This is a genomic window from Streptomyces amakusaensis (genome assembly GCF_039532665.1).
GTDB lineage: Bacteria > Actinomycetota > Actinomycetes > Streptomycetales > Streptomycetaceae > Streptomyces > Streptomyces amakusaensis.
The window spans coordinates 162,035-179,445 of record NZ_BAAASB010000012.1 but is presented as its reverse complement, the minus strand read 5'-3'; the positions used below and the strand labels follow the sequence as shown (position 1 = coordinate 179,445).

Below are 17,411 nucleotides of genomic sequence, written 5' to 3'. Positions count from 1 at the left end.
AGGCCGCCGGACGGAAGGAGAACGGCCGCCATGACGGAGTCCGAGAACCAGCGCAGGGGCATCGAGGCCGCCCGCCTCAGCGAGCAGGAGCTGATCCGGGAGCTGGAGAACATCCACCGCAGCAGGCACGACACCCTGCTGCACGGAGCCCCGGCCGCGCTCGCCGCGCACACCACCCGGATGGCCGAGCTGGAGGAGGAGTATCTCCGCCGCCATCCGGACCGCCCCGTCTCAGCCGGCCGCACCCGCGCCGGCGCCCGCGCCCGCACCCACACCGAGAGCGACGGCCCGGCCCACTGACCCCTCCGTCCGGGCCCGGCCCACCCGCCGGGGACGCCATCGCCCGTACGAGTGACGAACGCCCCGGCGGCTCTCCCGCCGCGCGGGGGTGCGAGAACGGCCGCCCCGGAGCCGCCCCGGTCCGCCGCTCACGCCTCCCGCCGGTCCCGGGAGAGCCGGAGGTACCGGGACGGGGCCCAGGGGGTACGGGCCTCGGCCCGTGCGCCGCCCCCCGCGCCGGGGCGCGCACTCCCGGTGACACACCCCCGGGCACTCCGCCCGAGGAGCCCCCCGGCGTGACGCGCGACGCCCGCGCCCTGGTGTCCGGAGGCAGGCCCCGGGATGCTGTCCGCTGACGGCGCTCGGCCGGCGCGCGGCCGGCGGTCACCCGGGAGGCATCGTGGGCCGAGGCGGAACAGGCGGAACAGGCGGAACCCGGCGCGTTCTCGTGCTGATCGGAACGGTGTCCGCCCTCGCGGCGGGAGCACTCTCCCCGGCCGCGGCCGACTCAGACGAGAACCCCCGCCCGGGGAACGCCGCCGAAGTCCTGCGGCCCGTCGCACCGCCGCCCGCGAGCGCGCCGGGCACCGGCGGTACGGGCTCCGCCGGGAGGCCGCGCGCCGTGGTGGACGGGGACGGCATCGAGACCGCCCGTGAATCCCGGCCGATCGCCCGGGGGATCAGCCTCACCTCGTACGACCGTCTCGAATCCGACCGCTGGCTGCGTGTCGACGCGCTCTCCGTCGACCTCACCGCCGAAGGAGTGGCGGCCGACTACCTCTCCACCGGCGAGGTCACCGGGCGCGACACCGTCTCCGGCCTCGCCGCCCGTCACGACCCGGGGCCCGGGCGGCGCACCGTCGCCGCCGTCAACGCGGACTTCTTCGACATCGGCCAGACCGGCGCTCCCCAGGGCCCCGGCATCCGGAACGGCGAGATCACCCACTCGCCCGCCCCCGGCGCGCACCACGCCGTCGGCGTCGGACCCGGCCTCGCCGGCCGGATCCTGCGGCTCTATTTCGATGGAACGCTCACCCTGCCCACGGGCCCGCACCCGCTGACCGCCTACAACGCGGCCAATGTCCCGGCCGGGGGCATCGGGGTCTACACCCCCGCCTGGGGAAGCGCCGACCGCGCCCTGACCGTGGACGGCGCGAGCCCGGTCGCCGAGGCGACCGTCCGCGACGGGCGCGTGGTCTCCGTGGCCGACCGCCCCGGCAGCGGGCCCCCCGCCCCCGGCACCACCGTGCTGACCGGCCGGGAGGACGGCGCGCGCAGGCTCGCCGCGCTGCGCCCGGGCGACGCGGTGAGCCTGGAGTTCCGGCCGCGCGCGGACGGCGGCCCGGTGCCCCGCACGGCGGTCGGCGGACGCGAACTCCTCGTCGTGGACGGAGTGCCGCAGAACCACGAGGGCAGGCCGAACAACACCGCCGCGCCCCGCACCGCCGTCGGCTTCTCCCGGGACGGCTCCGCCCTGCGGATCGTCACCGTCGACGGACGCCAGGCCGACAGCGGCGGTGTCACCCTCACCGAACTCGGGGTGATGCTGAAGGAGGCGGGCGCGCACAGCGCCCTCAACCTCGACGGCGGCGGCTCCTCCACCCTCCTCGCCCGCACCCCCGGCAGCGACGCGCTCCAGGTGGAGAACAGCCCGTCCGACGGCAGCGAGCGCACCGTGCCCAACGGGCTCGCGCTCACCGCGCCCGACGGCAGCGGGAAGCCGCACGGCTACTGGGTGCGCACCCGAACGCCCGCCGCCGGCGCGCCCACCGCCGACCCGGTGCGCGGCGGCCACCCCGAGCGCGTCTTCCCCGGGCTGACACGGAGGCTCACCGCCGCCGGGTACGACGAGAGCTACGGGCCCGCCGCGGGGTCCCCGAACTGGCGCACCGCCCGGCCCCGGGTGGGCGGCGTCGATGCCCGGGGCGTCTTCCGGGCCCGCCGGGGCGGCACGACCGCCGTGCACGCCGAACGCGCCGGGGCCCGGGGCAGCGTCGAACTGACCGTGCTGGACGACCTCGTACGGATCGAGCCCACCACCGGCCGTCTCGGACTCGACGGCGCGGGGTCCACCGGCACCTTCGGGATCGTCGGGTTCGACGCCCAGGGCAACAGCGCGCCCGTCGAGCCCGCCGATGTGAGCCTCGCCCACGACGGCTCGCTCTTCGGCATCGCCGACGACGGCGGGGGATCCTTCACCGTCACCGCGCTCACCGGCGGCGGCGCGGGAGAGGTCACCGCGACCGTCCGGGGCGCTCGGGGCGCTCGGGCCGTGACCACCTCGCTCGCGGTCACCACCGGCCTCACCGAACAGCCGGTCGCCGACTTCGACGACGCCGGGTCCTGGACCTTCGCCCACGCCCGCGCGGGCGGCTCGGTCGCGGCGACCCCGCAGGGCCACGACGGCACCGGCCTGGAGCTGACGTACGACTTCACCCGCTCGACGGCGACCCGCGCCGCCTACGCCGTCCCGCCCCGCCCGATCGCCCTGGCCGGACGGCCGAGATCGCTGACCCTCTGGATCGACGGCGACGGACAGGGGGCCTGGCCCACCCTCCATCTCAAGGACGCGACAGGCTCCGACCAGCTGCTGCGCGGCCCGTATCTCACCTGGACCGGCTGGCGGCGGGTGACCTTCACCGTGCCGCCGACAGCGGCGACACCGCTGTCGGTGCACCGCTTCTATCTCGCCGAGACCGCCGCCGCCCGGCAGTACACCGGAAAGGTCGTCGTCGACGGCCTCGCCGCGCAGGTGCCGCCCACCGTCGATCTGCCCGACCGGCCGCGCGCCCCCGATCCGCTGATCGACACGGGGGCCGAGACCCTGGGCCGGGAGTGGCGGTTCGCGGTGATGTCCGACGCGCAGTTCGTCGCCCGCGACCCCGACAGCGCCATCGTCCGGCAGGCCCGGCGCACCCTGCGCGAGATCAGAGCGGCGCGCCCCGACTTCCTCCTCGTCAACGGCGATCTGGTGGACGAGGGCGCACCGGCGGATCTGGCGTTCGCGCGGCGGGTGCTCACCGAGGAGCTGGGCGGCGAGCTGCCCTGGCTCTACGTTCCGGGAAACCACGAGGTCATGGGCGGGAGCATCGGGAACTTCACCGCCGAGTTCGGCCCCGCGCACCGCGTCCTCGACCACCGGGGCACCCGGCTGATCACCCTCGACACCTCCCGGCTCACCCTGCGCGGCGGCGGTTTCGCCCAGATCAAGGCCCTGCGCGAGCGGCTCGACGAGGCGGCGGCCGACCCGGACACCGGCTCGGTCGTCCTGGTCCAGCATGTGCCGCCGCGCGATCCGACGCCCGGACAGGGCAGTCGGCTGAGCGACCGCAAGGAGGCGGCGCTGATCGAGCGCTGGCTCGCCGAGTTCCGCCGTACGACCGGCAAGGGGGCCGCGTTCATCGGCGCGCACGCCGGAGTCTTCCACGCCGAACACATCGACGGCGTGCCGTATCTGATCAACGGCAACTCGGGGAAGAGCCCGGCGGGCCCGGCCGACCGGGGCGGCTTCACCGGCTGGTCCCTGGTCGGCGTCGACCGGGTCGGCCCCGACGAGCGCTCCGCCGCCCGCCGCAGGCCCTGGCAGTCCCGGCCCGACTGGCTCTCGGTGCAGACCCGCGCCCATGTCGACGCCCTCACCCTCGACGCCCCCGCCCTGCTGCCGCCGGGCTCCGCCGGAGAGGTCCGGGCCACGGTCACGCAGGGTGTACGCCGGGTTCCCGCGGCCTTCCCGCTCAGCGTCGACTGGACCGGCTCCCGCGGCCTCCACCTCGGCCCGGCACACACCGCCGGTCCCCGCCACACGGCCGCCTTCGACCCGGCGACGGGCCGTCTCACGGCACTGCGCCCGGGGACGGCGACCCTCGCGGTGACCGTGAACGGGGTCACCGAGCACGCCGTGATCGAGGTGCCGGCCGCCGCCCCGGCCGTGGCCCGGGCCCCCGTCCCGGCCGCCGCCGGTCACACCGTACGGGCCGCCGCCCCGGCCACGGCCCGCCGTCACCCGTCCCGCCGTGCGAGAAACCGCCTCACCCGGCAGCCTTGGTGATGAGCGGGCTTGAGGAGGTGCTTCAGCTTGACCGGGCCGCGTGCCCCCGGGGCCGCAGCGTCGGGCCGCGGCGGCGACGGAGCCCGCCGGGGTGACGAGGGCGGCTTCCAGCCGTCGCTGTCACTCGCCCTGGCCGGGCTGATGGAGGACGTCCACGCGCACTCGGGCGCGCTGTACCTGCTCAGCGGCTCACCGGCCGGCGGCGGCGACAGCGGCCGGATGCTGGAGATGGTCGTGAAGGCGGGCCTGCCCCGCGCCTTCTCCGCGCCCTGGGAACGGGTCGCGCTCACCGCCCCCATCCCTGTCGCCCAGTCGGTGCGCGAGAGCCGGGTGGTCTGGGTCGCGGGCGAGGAGGACATGGCCCGCCGCTATCCGCGCATCGCCGTCGTCCTGCCGTACCCGTACTGCCTCGCCGCCGCGCCGCTCATCAGCGCCGGAATCCCCTACGGCGCCCTCTACATCACCTGGCCCGCCTCCCACCCGCCCGAGCTGTCCACCACCGAGCGCGCCCTGATCACCGCCGCCTGCGACCATCTCGCGCTCAGATTCCGGCGCGCCGCCGAACAGGGCCGCCCGCTCGTCGTCGAGCCGCAGTTCCCCCGCTCCGACGCCCCGGCCGCCGCCTCCGCCGCGACCGAGGCGGTACGGATGCTCGACCGGCTGCCGGACGGCGTGTGCGGCCTCGATGTGAACGGGCGCGTCACCTACGCCAACGCCGCCACCGGCGAACTGCTCGGCATCCCGGTCCCCCTGCTCGCGGGCAGCCAGCTGTGGACCGCGCTGCCCTATCTGAACGACCCCGTGTACGAGGACCGCTACCGGGCGGCGATGCTGAGCCAGCACACCACCTCCTTCAGCGTCCTGAGACCGCCGCGCGACTGGCTCGCCTTCCGGCTGCACCCCGGCCGCGACGGCGTCAGCGTCCAGATCACCCCGGCCCGGGCCGGGGTGAGCGACATCGCCGCCGGGGAGAGCCGGGACGAGCGTCCGCCCCGGCTGGTCACCATCTCCCACATCGCCAACCTGGCGATCGCGCTGACGGAGGCCGTGGGCGTCTCCGACGTGATCGGCCTGGTCGCCGACGAGATCATGCCCTCCCTGGGCGGCAGCGCACTGGTGATCCTCGCCGCCGACAACGGCCGCCTCCGCGTCCTGGGCCACCGCGGCTACCGCGACCCGGAGGTCGTGGAGCGGTTCGACGGAGTGCCGCTCACCTCGCAGATCCCCGGGGCCCAGTCCCTGATCACCGGAGTGCCCTCGTTCTTCGAGTCCCGCGAACAGCTGGAGCGCGTCTACCCCGAGCGGTACGCGACCCCCGACGGCATGGCCGCCTGGGCCTATCTCCCGCTCATCGCCTCCGGACGGCCCGTCGGCACCTGCGTCCTCGGCTTCGCCGAGGAACACCGCTTCTCCACCGACGAACGGTCCGTGCTCACCGGCCTCGGCGGGCTGATCGCCCAGGCCCTGGAGCGGGCCCGGCTGTACGACACCAAACACCGCCTCGCCCACGGCCTCCAGGAGGCCCTGCTGCCGCGCTCCCTCCCCGCCCTCGACGGACTGGAGGTCGCCGCCCGCTACCGGCCCGCCACCGAGGGCATGGACATCGGCGGCGACTTCTACGACCTCATCCCCACCGGCCGGACCGCCGCCGCCGTCATCGGCGACATCCAGGGCCACAACGTCACCGCCGCCGCCCTGATGGGCCAGGTCCGCACCGCCGTCCGCGCCTACACCGCCGTCGGCCAGCCGCCCGGCCAGGTCATGGAGTCCACCAACCGGCTCCTGATCGACCTCGACCAGGACCTGCTGGCCTCCTGCGCCTACCTCCACCTGGATCTGCGCGCCCACCGCGCCCACCTCGCCCGGGCCGGACACCCCCACCCGCTCCTCCGCGAACCGGACGGCACCGTCCGCGTCCTGGACATCGCGGGCGGCCCGCTGCTCGGCGTCGACCCCGCCGCCGACTACCCCACCACGACCATGACCCTGCGCCCCGGATCCGTACTCGCCCTCTACACCGACGGGCTGGTCGAGAGCCCCGGCACCGACATGGACGACGCCCTCGCCGCCCTCGCCGCCCGCCTCGCCCGTGCCACCGGCCCCCTCGAAGCCATCGCCGACGCCCTCGTCGGCCCCGACACCCCGGCAGGCCGCCACGGCGACGACATCGCCCTCCTCCTGCTCCGCCCCACCCGCTAGAGCCCTTTCCCCTTCCCGTGCTCCTCCCCGTACTCCTCCCCGTCCCCGAACAGACCGGGCACCCCCTCCGGGAGCGGGGCGAAGAACCGCGCCACCGCCGCCTCCGACACCCCGGACAGCTCCGCCGGGGACCAGCGCGGACTCCGGTCCTTGTCGACGACCTGGGCCCGTACCCCCTCGACCAGGTCGGGGGAGCGGAACGCCGCGCACGACACCCGGTACTCCTGCTCCAGCACCTCCTCCAGCGAAGCCAGCGCCCGCGCCCGGCGCAGCGAAGCGAGGGTGACCTTCAGCGAGGTGGGTGACCGGGTGAGAATCGTCCGCGCCGCCTCCTTCGCCCCGGGGTCGCCGTGGCCGAGCAGCCGTTCCACGATCTCCTCCACCGAGTCCCCCGCGCAGCAGGAGTCGATCCACTCCCGCCGGCCGGCGAGGAGGCCCTCCGGAGCGGGGCCGGCGTACCGGTGCACGGCGTCCATGACCTCGGAGTCCGTCAGGGCGGCGGCGAAGCCGGTCAGCCGTGCCGCCGGTACGAAGTGGTCGGCGAGCCCGCACAGCAGGGCGTCCGCCGCGCCCACCGGCTCTCCGGTGAGGGCCAGCAGGGTGCCCAGTTCGCCGGGGGCGCGCGACAGCAGATACGTACCGCCCACGTCGGGGACGAAGCCGATGCCCGTCTCCGGCATCGCCACCGAGGAGCGCTCGGTGACGACGCGTACGCTCCCGTGGGCCGAGACGCCCACCCCGCCGCCCATCACGATGCCGTCCATGAGGGCGACGTACGGCTTGGGGAAGCGCGCGATGCGGGCGTTGAGCCGGTACTCGTCCCGCCAGAAATCCAGGGAGGCCCGCCCGCCGGCGAGGGCGTCCGCGCGGATCGCCCGGATGTCGCCGCCCGCGCAGAGCCCGCGCTCGCCCGCCCCCGCGATCACCACCGCGGCCACGCTCCCGTCCCGCTCCCACGCGGCGAGCGCCGCGTCGACGGCCCGGACCATCGGGCGGGTCAGGGCGTTGAGGGCGCGCGGCCGGTTGAGGGTGATACGGGCCGCGCGGCCCTCGGAGCGCAGCAGTACGGTTTCGGTCGCGTCCGGGGCCATGGGCCGTTCCTTCCGAGTGATGTTCGTGGCCGTGCCCAGGGGGTGGCGGCACGGTCGGGACGCACATAGGATGCCGCTGTCTCTGCCCGCGTGAACAGAGTGATCCATGTGGCCGGGGCCGACAACTTCATACGCATACGGATGGGGAAAGCCGGTGGGAATCCGGCGCTGACCTGCAACCGTGAGCGGCACCGCATCCGTTGTGCCGCGAGTCGGACCGCCCAGCCGTGTGTGCGCACTGCTTCTCACTGTCATGGTCTGCAGAGTGGAGCCCGGTATCTGAACCACTCGGGCCCCTGACGTATCCGTCCTCACCGTGGATACGCGTCAGGGGTTTGTCGTGTGCGAAGCCCGCCCGGGATCCCGATGCCGGCCTTCTCCGGGAGGGTCCTTCGGATGATCGGCGTCAGACCCGTCGCCAGAGTCGCGGCCGGGACACCGGGTGCGACGGCGCGAGCCGTCGACGCCCGCCGTGTGCCGCACCTCCCCCGTAGGGCCTCGCGCCCCTCGGCCCGCCCGGCCCCCGTCCTCTGGGATGTCATGCACTGGACATTACGGGCGGTCGCGCCGCAGGCCGCCGCGTGCCCCGCCGAACACCCCGCCCCGCAGCGCCAGGAGGGCACGCCGTCATGAGAACCGACCGGCGCGGCCTCCGCGCCCCGCGCGCGATCGGCCTCGCGCTCACCCTGACGGCGGCCTCGGCCGGAATCGGGCTCACCGGTGAAGTCGCCGCCGCGCCACCGGCGTTCGCGATCGACCAGGACAAGGGCACGCCTGGACACTGCCCCGACGACAAGGGGGTGACCGTCGTCATCGACTTCCAGAGGCTCGGCGGCACCACCATCGTCCGCTGTGCCCCCGGCGACCAGGCCACCGGCCATGCCGCGCTGAAGAACGCGGGCATCCGGATCGCCGGGACCAACCGCTGGGGCGAGGCGTTCATCTGCCGGATCGAGGGCAGGCCCGGCCCGGCCGACGAGTCCTGCGTCGACACCCCGCCCGCCTCCGCCTACTGGTCGTACTGGCACGCCCCCGACCGGGGGAAGTGGAGCTACAGCCAGTGGGGCGTGATGAACCGCAAGCCCCCGCCGGGCAGCTTCGAGGGCTGGTCGTTCTCCATGAACGAGACGGAGACGGCCAGTACGCCGCCGCGCCTCGCCCCCTTACGCCCCGCACCGTCCCCCGCTCCGAAGCCGAAGCCGAAGCCGAAGCCGGAGCCGGAGCCGAAACCGTCGTCCGGGCCGACCGCCGGGCCCACCGGCGACGGCTCCTCGTCCGGCGGCTCCAACGGTTCGACCGGCTCCACGGGCGGCACCGGTTCGACGGGCTCCGGTTCCGGTTCCGGTTCCGGCAGCGGCAGCGGCGGCAGCGGCGGCGGATCGGCCGACGCCTCCCGCCCGGCGGTACCGAGTGCCCCCGCCAAGACAGAGGGAAAGAGCGACGCCCCCTCCGCCCCCTCCGCCGCGACCGCACCGGCCGCGTCCGAAGAACCCGTCCCGGGCACCGCCGTCACCCCCAGTGAGGCCCCCGAGTGGACCGGAGCCGACGACAGCGGAACCGATTCCGCCGCCGAGGCCACCGAGAGCGGCGAGGCGGCCGGCCGGGGCATCCCGCTCAGCACGGTCGCCGGCTTCACCGCCCTCGCCCTGCTGCTGCTCGCCGCCGGGGCCACCGCGTGGCGCAGACGGCGCGCGGCGCGAGCCGACGACTCCGCATGACCGCACGCCCCTCCCTCCCGCCCCTCGCGGCCCTCCGGTTCCCGCCGCTGCCCCGCGCCCTGCACCCCGGCGCGTGGTGGCTGTGGGCGCTCGCCCTGGCCACCGCCGCCGGCCGCACCACCAACCCCCTGCTGCTGGCGCTGATCCTCGCGGTCTGCGGCCATGTGGTCGTCCGGCGGCGCGGCGACGCGCCCTGGGCCCTCGCCTTCCGGATGTATCTGCTGCTCGGCGCGTTCATCGTCACCGGCCGCGTGGTGTTCCGGATCGTCTTCGGCGGCGGACAGGGCGACATCGTCCTTTTCACCCTCCCGCAGATCCCCCTGCCCGCCTGGGCCGCAGGCATCAGACTCTTCGGCCCGGTCGCCGCCGAGCAGCTCCTCGGCGGCTTCTACGACGGGCTCAGACTCGCCGTCATGGTCGTCTGCGTCGGCGCGGCCAACGCGCTCGCCAACCCCAAACGCATGCTCAAGACCCTGCCCGGAGCGCTGTACGAGATCGGCACGGCCGTCGTCGTCGCGCTCACCGTCGCCCCGCAACTGGTCGAGAGCGTGCAGCGGGTGCGCCGCGCCCGCCGGCTGCGGGCAGGCGGCCGGAAAGGGCCGCGCGCCCTGCGCGGGATCCTCGTCCCGGTGCTGGAGGACGCCCTGAACCGCTCACTCGCGCTCGCCGCCGCGATGGCCTCGCACGGCTACGGCCGCACCGGCCGGATCGACCCCGCCACCCGGCTGATCACCGGACTCCTGGTGATCACCGGCCTGCTCGGGATCTGCGCCGGGCTGTACGGAGTCATGGACGCCACCACCCCCGTCTATCTGGGCGCGCCGATGCTGACCGCCGGGCTCCTCGTCGCCGTCGCCGGATTCGTGCTCGGCGGACGGCGGCTGCGCCGCAGCCGTTACCGCCCGGACCGCTGGCGGGCCGGCGAACTCGCCGTCACCTTCTCCGGAATCGCCGCCGCGACCCTGATGTATCTCAGCTCCCAGGTCGACCCCGCCGGCCTCTACCCCTCCCTCACCCCTCTGACCTGGCCCGAACTCTCCGCTCTGCCCGCCCTGGCGATCCTCGTCGGCGCGCTGCCCGCCTGGCTGGCACCCCCGCCCGCCCTCACCCAGGAGGAACCGGAACCGGTACCGGTGTCCACCGCCAAGGAGCCGGCCGCGTGATCTCCTTCGAACAGGTGACCTTCCACTACCCCGGCGCGGACCGCCCCGCCCTCGCCGACGTCGGCCTCCACATCGGCGAGGGCGAACTCTGCCTCGTCACCGGAGCCACCGGAGTCGGCAAATCGACCCTGCTCGGCGCGGTCAACGGGCTGGTGCCCCGCTTCACCGGCGGCCGTCTGCGCGGCCGGGTGAGCGTCGCGGACCAGGACACCGCCCACTATCCGCCCCAGGAGTTCGCCCATCTCGTCGGCGTCGTCGGCCAGGACCCACTGGCCGGATTCGTCACCGACACCGTCGAGGACGAACTCGCCTACGGCATGGAACAGCTGGGCCTGCCCTCCGACGTGATGCGCAAACGCGTCGAGGAGACCCTCGATCTGCTCGGCATCGCCGAACTGCGCCGCCGCGCCCTGCGCACCCTCTCCGGGGGCCAGCAGCAGCGCGTCGCCATCGGCTCGGTGCTCACCGCCCACCCCCGGGTCCTCGTACTCGACGAGCCCACCTCCGCGCTCGACCCCACGGCCGCCGAGGAGGTCCTCGCCGCCGTCGTCCGGCTCGTCCACGACCTCGGTACGACGGTGCTGCTCGCCGAACACCGCGTGGAGCGGGTCCTGCCGTACGCGGACCGGCTGCTCCATCTCGTCGGCGACGGCACCGTGCGCGACGGCCCGCCCGCCGAGCTGATGGCCGACAGTGACGTCGCGCCCCCGGTCGTACGGCTGGGCCGGCTCGCCGGCTGGCGACCGCTCCCGCTGTCCGTGCGCGACGCCCGCCGCGCCGCGGGACCGCTGAGGAGCCGGCTCGCCCGCAGCACCCCGCCCGCCCCCGCGCCCACCGCCGGAAAGACCCTGCTGACGGGAGCGCGGGTGACCGTCGCGTACGGCGGGACCATCGCCGTACGGGAGGTGGATCTCGAACTCCGCGCCGGCGAGGTCGTCGCGCTCATGGGCCGCAACGGCTCCGGCAAGTCCTCGCTGCTCTGGGCGCTCCAGGGTTCGGGGCCGCGCCGGTCCGGCACGGTCGACGTGCTCGGCTCCGACCCGGGGAAGGTGTCGGCGCGCGCCGCCCGCGCACTGGTCGGCCTGGTGCCGCAGACCGCGAGCGACCTGCTCTATCTGGAGACCGTGGACGCCGAGTGCGCCCAGGGCGACACCGAGTCCGGCGCGGCGACGGGCGTCTCCCGCGCACTGCTGGACTCCATCGCCCCCGGGATCCCCGGCGACCGCCACCCCCGCGACCTCTCCGAGGGCCAGCAGCTCGCCCTCGTGCTCGCCGTACAGCTGGGCGCGGCCCCCGGGACCGTACTCCTCGACGAGCCCACCCGGGGGCTCGACTACCACGCCAAGGCCCGCTTCACCGGGATCGTCCGTCGGCTCGCCGCCGAGGGCCGGGCGGTGGTGGTGGCCACCCACGACGTGGAGTTCGTGGCCGGGGCCGCCGACCGGGTGATCGTGATGGCCGAGGGGGAGATCGTCGCGGACGGGCCGACCGCCGAAGTGGTGGTCGCCTCACCCGCGTTCGCCCCACAGGTCGCCAAGGTGCTCGCGCCGGAGCCCTGGCTGACCGTGGAACAGATCGCCGCCGCCCTCGCCGCCGCAGAGGAGGCCACGGCATGAGCCCCGGCGGCCGGCGCGTCTCCGTGCTGCGGATACGGCCGCGCACCTCCGTCGTCCTGGCCCTGGCGAGCGCCGCCGGACTGGTCATGTTCTTCTGGCCGCTGTTCGCCCCGCCCCGGCCCGAGGCCGTGGCCCACTCCGCCGACGCCCCGCTGATCTTCATCATCGTGATGCCGGTGGTCCTCGCCGTCGTCCTCGCCGAGATGTCCTCGGGCGGCATCGACCCCAAGGTCCTCGCACTCCTCGGCGTGCTCTCCGCCGTCAACGCCGGACTGCGCCCGCTCGGCGCGGGCACGGCGGGCATCGAGACCGTCTTCTTCCTCCTGGTCCTCGCCGGACGGGTGTTCGGCCCGGGGTTCGGCTTCGTGCTCGGCGCGCTCTCGCTCTTCGCCTCCGCGCTGCTCACCGCCGGAGTCGGCCCCTGGCTGCCGTTCCAGATGATCTCCTCCGCCTGGATCGGGCTCGGCGCGGGGCTGCTGCCCCGGCGGGTCACCGGACGGGCCGAGATCGCCCTGCTCGCCTGTTACGGAGTCGTCGCCGCCTACACGTTCGGCCTCCTCATGAACATGTGGTTCTGGCCCTTCACCGCCGGGACCGACACCCAGCTCTCCTTCGACCCCGGAGCCCCGGTCGCCGAGAACCTGCACACCTTCCTCATCTTCACGCTGACCACCTCCACCTTCGGCTGGGACACCGGACGCGCGCTCACCAACCTCCTCGCCATCGTGCTGGTCGGCCCCGCCGTACTGGCCGTGCTGCGCCGGGCGTCCCGGCGCGCCGCCTTCGACGCTCCCGTCACCTTCGACCCTCCCCGCGCATGACCGCCCCCGATCCCGCCCCGATCCCGTACCCGATCCCGCCCCGCCGTACCGAGGAGTACCGATGAGCACGCCCACGCGACCCCTGCGGAGACTGGCCGCAGCGCTACCCGCCCTCGCCGTCGCGGGCGCGATCGCGGCGGCCGGAGTGAGCGGCACGCACACCGCCGCCGCGAACGGCCCCGCCGCCGCACCGCTGTTCTCCCCCTCGGACGCGGCGGCCACCTGGATGGCCTCGAAGCTGGCCGACGGCAGCAACGCCAAGGGCGACCACGGGCTCACCGCCGACATCGTCCTCGCCCTCGCCTCCACCGGGAAGGGCGGCAGGACGGCGGCCAGGGCGACCGACTGGCTGGAGCTCAACGCCACGAGCTATATCACCGGCGGCACACCCGGCAGGGTCAACATGGGCGGCACCGCCAAGCTCGCCCTGGTCGCCGCCGTCCAGGGCCGGGACCCCAAGAAGTTCGGCGGCCACGACCTGGAGGCCACGCTGCTCGGCCGGCTCCAGGAGAACGGCCGCTTCACCGACGACCGGGTCGGCGGCGACATGTCCAACCAGTTCGGCCAGTCCCTGGCCGTCCTCGCCCTGGAACGCACCGGGAAACTCCCGGCCAAGGCCGTCGACTTCCTCGCCGCCTCCCGCTGCGCCGACGGCGGATATCCGCTGAACTTCCGCGCCGATCCCGCCAAGTGCAAGTCCCACACCGACAGCACCGGCATAGCCGTCCAGGCGCTCCTGGGCGCGAACCGCAAGGCGGACGTGAAGCCCGCGCTCCGCTGGCTGATCCAGCAGCAGCGGTCCGACGGCGGCTTCGGCGACAACGGCTTCGGCACACCCACGGCCGGCAACTCCAACTCCACCGCCCTGGCCGTCCAGGCACTGGCCGCCGGAGGCCGTGCCGAGGCCGCCGTCAAGGGCATCGCCTGGCTGCGGAGCATGCAGCTCGGCTGTGACGCGCCGGCCGCCGACCGGGGCGCGGTGGGCTACATGGAGCCCAAGGCCGACGGATCGGCGCTGCGCGCCACCGCGCAGGTCGTCCCGGCGCTCGCGGGCGAGTCGCTCGCCGACATCGACGGCAGGGGAGCGGCCGAGGACCTCGCGGCCATCGAATGCGCTCCGGAGGAGACGCCCACTCCCACCCCCACCCCCACCCCCACCCCCACTCCGACGCCCACTCCCACGCCGACTCCGACGCCCACGCCGAGCAAGACGCCGAGCAGGACGTCGTCCGACACCCCCGGCGACACCTCGCCGACCTCCGCCGATCCGTCGGACTCCTCGGACTCGTACCCCGATTACTCCGACTCGACCGCGACGGCGTCCGCCACGGCCACGGCGACGGCCACCGAGACCGCGGCCTCCGGCTCCACCGGCACGGGCTCCACCGGAGCCTCCTCCGGCGGTCCGCTCGCCGCCACCGGATCGACCGCCCTGACCTACGGCGCGACGGCCCTGGCCCTCATCGCCTGCGGAGGCGGCGCGCTCTACGCCGTACGTCTGCGCCGGCGCGCCTCCTGACCACCCCCCATCTCCGTTCCACCCGCCTTCCCGAGAGGAAGAACCACCCCATGATCGGCAGCATCTCCCGGCGTTTCGCCGCGGCCACCGCGGCCCTCGCCCTCGCGCTCACCTTCTGGGCCCCCGCGGCGACCGCCGCCCCCGCGACGGCCCTGGCCACCCCGGTGACCGTCCACCTCACGGTGACCGGACCCACCTCCACGATCTACAGCTCCAACATCACGACCACCGGTCACAACGTCACCACGGCCTCCGGCGGCACACACATCTGCGACGGAACCAACAACGGCCACAACCCCACCCCCGGCGCCACCCCCACCGCCGCCCTCGACGACGCGGCGAGCGCGGCGGGCTTCACCTGGGACGGCGTCTGGTACCCGTCGTTCGACGACTACTTCGTGACCACCATCGCGGGCAGCGCCGGCGGCTCCACGGCGTACTGGAACATCTCCGTCAACGGCGTCGCGACCCCGGTCGGCGGCTGCCAGTTCCGGATCAAGGCCGGTGACCGGGTGGCCTTCACCTGGACCGAGCTGTAGGAACCACCGCCTCCGCCGGGCCGGACGGTCTTCCGGGCCGTCCGGCCCGGCGGAGTCCGGGGATCCGCGCCCCTTCCAGATTCTTGCAACACGTTCTACCGTGTGCGCCGCGTCCGGTACGGACCGAGACTCTGGAGGGGCCGTGCACCTCGCCCACACACCCGAACAGCGGCGGCTCCGCGCCGAACTGCGCGAGTACTTCGCCGAACTCGTGCCCGAGAACGCCTACGCCCGCCACGCCGACCCCGCCGAGCGCAAGCGCTTCTACCGCGCCACCATCCGCCGCCTCGGCGCCGACGGCAGGCTCGGCGCGGGCTGGCCCAAGGAGTACGGCGGGGGCGGGCTGAGCCCCATGGAACAGTTCATCTTCTTCGACGAGGCCGCCCAGGCGGGCGTACCACTGCCCCTGATGGCGCTCAACACCGTCGGCCCCACGATCATGCGCTTCGGCACCGAGGAGCAGAAGGCCCACTTCCTCCCCCGGATCCTCAGCGGCGAGATCGACTTCGCCATCGGCTACAGCGAACCCGAGGCCGGCACCGACCTCGCCGCCCTCAAGACCCGCGCCGTGCGCTCCGGCGACGAGCTGACCGGCCACTACACCGTCGACGGCCAGAAGATCTGGACCACCAACGGCGACACCGCCGACTGGGTCTGGCTCGCCGTGCGCACCGACCCCGCCGCGCCCCCGCACCGGGGCATCAGCATCCTCCTCGTACCGACCGCCGACCCCGGCTACTCCTGCACCCTCATCAACACCCTCGCCTCCCACGACACCACCGCGAGCCACTACGAGAACATCCGCGTCCCGGCCACCCGCCGGGTCGGCCCCGAGAACGAGGGCTGGCGGCTGATCACCCACCAGCTCAACCACGAACGCGTCACCCTCGCCGCCCACGGCGCGACAGCCATTCGGGCCCTCAGCGACGTCCGCGACTGGGCCGCCGCCACCAAAATCGCCGACGGCCGCCGCGTCGTCGACCTCTCCTGGGTCCGCACCCTCCTGGCCCGCGCCCACACCCGCCTCGACGCCCTCAAACTCCTCAACTGGCAGATGGTCAGCGCCGTCGAGGACGGCACCCTCACCCCCCACGACGCCTCCGCCGTCAAGGTCTACAGCTCCGAGGCGCGCCGCGACGCCTACGGCTGGCTGATGGAGATCCTCGCCGCCTCCGGCCCCCTCAAGGAGGGCTCCGCCTCCGCCGTCCTCCACGGCGAGCTGGAACGCGGCTACCGCTCCTCCGTGGTCTTCACCTTCGGCGGCGGCAACAACGAGATCCAGCGCGAGATCATCGCCTGGATCGGCCTGGGCATGCCCCGCGTACGGCGCTGAGCGGCCGACGAGGGCCTGGATCGGCGCTCCGCCGGGCGGAGCGCCGATCTCGGTCGGCACACGCGGCAACGTGCCCCACCGGTCTCCTGATCGTGTGGCTGGAGCCCGCAACTCTCAGGAACGGCCGGAGTGTTCCGGTCGCCTGAAGAGAATCGCCGAGACCTTTAAGCGAACGGTGAAGGCGGCTGGGACGGCCGTGCATCAACACTGGGACGCCCCTGCATCAATACGCCGCGCATCGCGCCCCGGGCGTCCTTCCCCGCGCGGACCAGCAGGTCGAGATCGGGTTCTTGTGCGAGAGGCCCGCGAGGGGCCGCTTCCGGCGCGTGGACGCGCGCGCATCAACTTCCCGGGGGCTGCCGCGAGCGCCCGGGAGGGTGGCACGCTTCAGATCCCGCCGGCGTCGGCAAACGCCGGTCGGACGCAATGCCCTTGGAGCCCGCAACACGCCCACACGCCCCGCGCGTGGGCTTCGATTCTCAGGAGGCAGCACCATGTCGAGTACCTCTCCGCCGGCGCGCTGTGTCGTGCAGGGTGTTCCCGGTCCGCATCGGCACTCCCTGTCCGACGCCGTCGTGATCGTGGTCATCGCCGTGCTGGCCTGCGGGCTGTCGGTGTCCGGCCTGGCACCGGCGTCGATCCTCGCGGTACTGGGCGGCGCGGGCCTGGTGGCGGCCGTCACGGTGCGGGTCCTGCGGTGCGGAACCCCGGGGCCGGGCCGCACGATCATGCGTATGGCACACGCGATCTCCGCGCCCTGAGAGCATCGCGGTGGCGGGACGCAGGGAGAATCCGATAAGGACGTCCAACCGGGCGCTGGTTACGCTGGCGCAGTGGCTGCGTGACCAGCGGGCGGCCCGGGGCTGGTCGTACGCACAACTGGCGTCCCGCGCGGGCTGCCATGCCACGACCCTGCAACGGGCCGCGTCGGGGCGGGCGGTACCGAGCGCCCGCAGTGTGAAGGAGTACGCGCGGGCGTGCGGAGCCTCCGTCGACGCGGCCATGGAGCTGTGGGTGGCGGCCCGCAGGGCGGAGCGGCGCGGTGTCACGAGCGGACGCGCGCCGGATCCCCAGGAGATCGAGGA

The 17,411-nt window shown here is 74.5% G+C and carries 12 protein-coding genes, 1 pseudogene and 1 riboswitch; of the genes and pseudogenes, 12 read left to right on the top strand and 1 reads right to left on the bottom strand.

From position 1 onward, the window contains the following. Positions 1–30 precede the first annotated feature (30 nt). The 3 genes from ABD371_RS22140 to ABD371_RS22130 all read left to right on the top strand — a co-directional run bounded on the left by ABD371_RS22140 (position 31) and on the right by ABD371_RS22130 (position 6,526). Complete coding sequence (locus ABD371_RS22140; RefSeq protein ID WP_344479461.1) at positions 31–300, top strand: DUF6158 family protein; 270 nt, start codon at positions 31–33, stop codon at positions 298–300. Positions 301–727: 427 nt separating this feature from the next. Next, positions 728–4,327, top strand: coding sequence for a phosphodiester glycosidase family protein (locus ABD371_RS22135; protein ID WP_381734247.1), 3,600 nt, complete (start codon positions 728–730; stop codon positions 4,325–4,327). Between the two features lie 141 nt (positions 4,328–4,468). Then, positions 4,469–6,526: a SpoIIE family protein phosphatase gene (locus ABD371_RS22130; protein ID WP_344479639.1), complete on the top strand. Its 2,058-nt coding sequence runs from the start codon at positions 4,469–4,471 to the stop codon at positions 6,524–6,526. Here the strand turns inward: ABD371_RS22130 and ABD371_RS22125 are convergent. Then, positions 6,523–7,617, bottom strand: a complete 1,095-nt coding sequence (locus ABD371_RS22125) for an enoyl-CoA hydratase/isomerase family protein (RefSeq protein WP_344479459.1) — start codon at positions 7,615–7,617, stop codon at positions 6,523–6,525. The two genes, ABD371_RS22130 and ABD371_RS22125, sit on opposite strands and share 4 nt — an antisense overlap. A 96-nt stretch (positions 7,618–7,713) precedes the next feature. Next, positions 7,714–7,857: riboswitch (cobalamin riboswitch) on the top strand. Between the two features lie 389 nt (positions 7,858–8,246). Here ABD371_RS22125 and ABD371_RS22120 point away from each other — a divergent pair. The 9 genes and pseudogenes from ABD371_RS22120 to ABD371_RS22080 form a co-directional block, all read left to right on the top strand. Then, positions 8,247–9,335: a hypothetical protein gene (locus tag ABD371_RS22120; protein ID WP_344479458.1), complete on the top strand. Its 1,089-nt coding sequence runs from the start codon at positions 8,247–8,249 to the stop codon at positions 9,333–9,335. Then, positions 9,332–10,498 (top strand): CbiQ family ECF transporter T component, encoded by a 1,167-nt coding sequence (locus ABD371_RS22115; protein WP_344479456.1) that lies wholly within the window; start codon positions 9,332–9,334, stop codon positions 10,496–10,498. The genes ABD371_RS22120 and ABD371_RS22115 overlap by 4 nt, the downstream gene beginning before the upstream one ends. Continuing rightward, on the top strand, positions 10,495–12,114 hold the full coding sequence (locus tag ABD371_RS22110; protein ID WP_344479455.1) for an ABC transporter ATP-binding protein: 1,620 nt from the start codon (positions 10,495–10,497) through the stop codon (positions 12,112–12,114). Before ABD371_RS22115 ends, ABD371_RS22110 begins: the two co-directional genes overlap by 4 nt. Continuing rightward, positions 12,111–12,935: an ECF transporter S component gene (locus tag ABD371_RS22105; RefSeq protein ID WP_344479453.1), complete on the top strand. Its 825-nt coding sequence runs from the start codon at positions 12,111–12,113 to the stop codon at positions 12,933–12,935. The genes ABD371_RS22110 and ABD371_RS22105 overlap by 4 nt, the downstream gene beginning before the upstream one ends. A gap of 61 nt (positions 12,936–12,996) precedes the next feature. Beyond that, positions 12,997–14,454 (top strand): prenyltransferase/squalene oxidase repeat-containing protein, encoded by a 1,458-nt coding sequence (locus tag ABD371_RS22100; protein WP_344479451.1) that lies wholly within the window; start codon positions 12,997–12,999, stop codon positions 14,452–14,454. A 50-nt stretch (positions 14,455–14,504) separates the two neighbouring features. Further along, positions 14,505–14,993 carry a DUF4430 domain-containing protein gene (locus tag ABD371_RS22095; RefSeq protein WP_344479450.1) on the top strand — a complete coding sequence of 163 codons (489 nt, stop codon included), beginning with the start codon at positions 14,505–14,507 and terminating at the stop codon, positions 14,991–14,993. A 142-nt stretch (positions 14,994–15,135) separates the two neighbouring features. After that, on the top strand, positions 15,136–16,326 hold the full coding sequence (locus ABD371_RS22090) for an acyl-CoA dehydrogenase family protein (protein WP_344479448.1): 1,191 nt from the start codon (positions 15,136–15,138) through the stop codon (positions 16,324–16,326). Between the two features lie 494 nt (positions 16,327–16,820). Continuing rightward, a complete protein-coding gene (locus ABD371_RS22085; protein WP_344479447.1) occupies positions 16,821–17,087 on the top strand; it encodes a hypothetical protein in 267 nt (88 codons plus the stop codon). A 10-nt stretch (positions 17,088–17,097) separates the two neighbouring features. Continuing rightward, positions 17,098–17,313 (top strand): annotated as a pseudogene (locus tag ABD371_RS22080) (helix-turn-helix domain-containing protein); the annotation flags it as partial. Positions 17,314–17,411 lie beyond the last annotated feature (98 nt).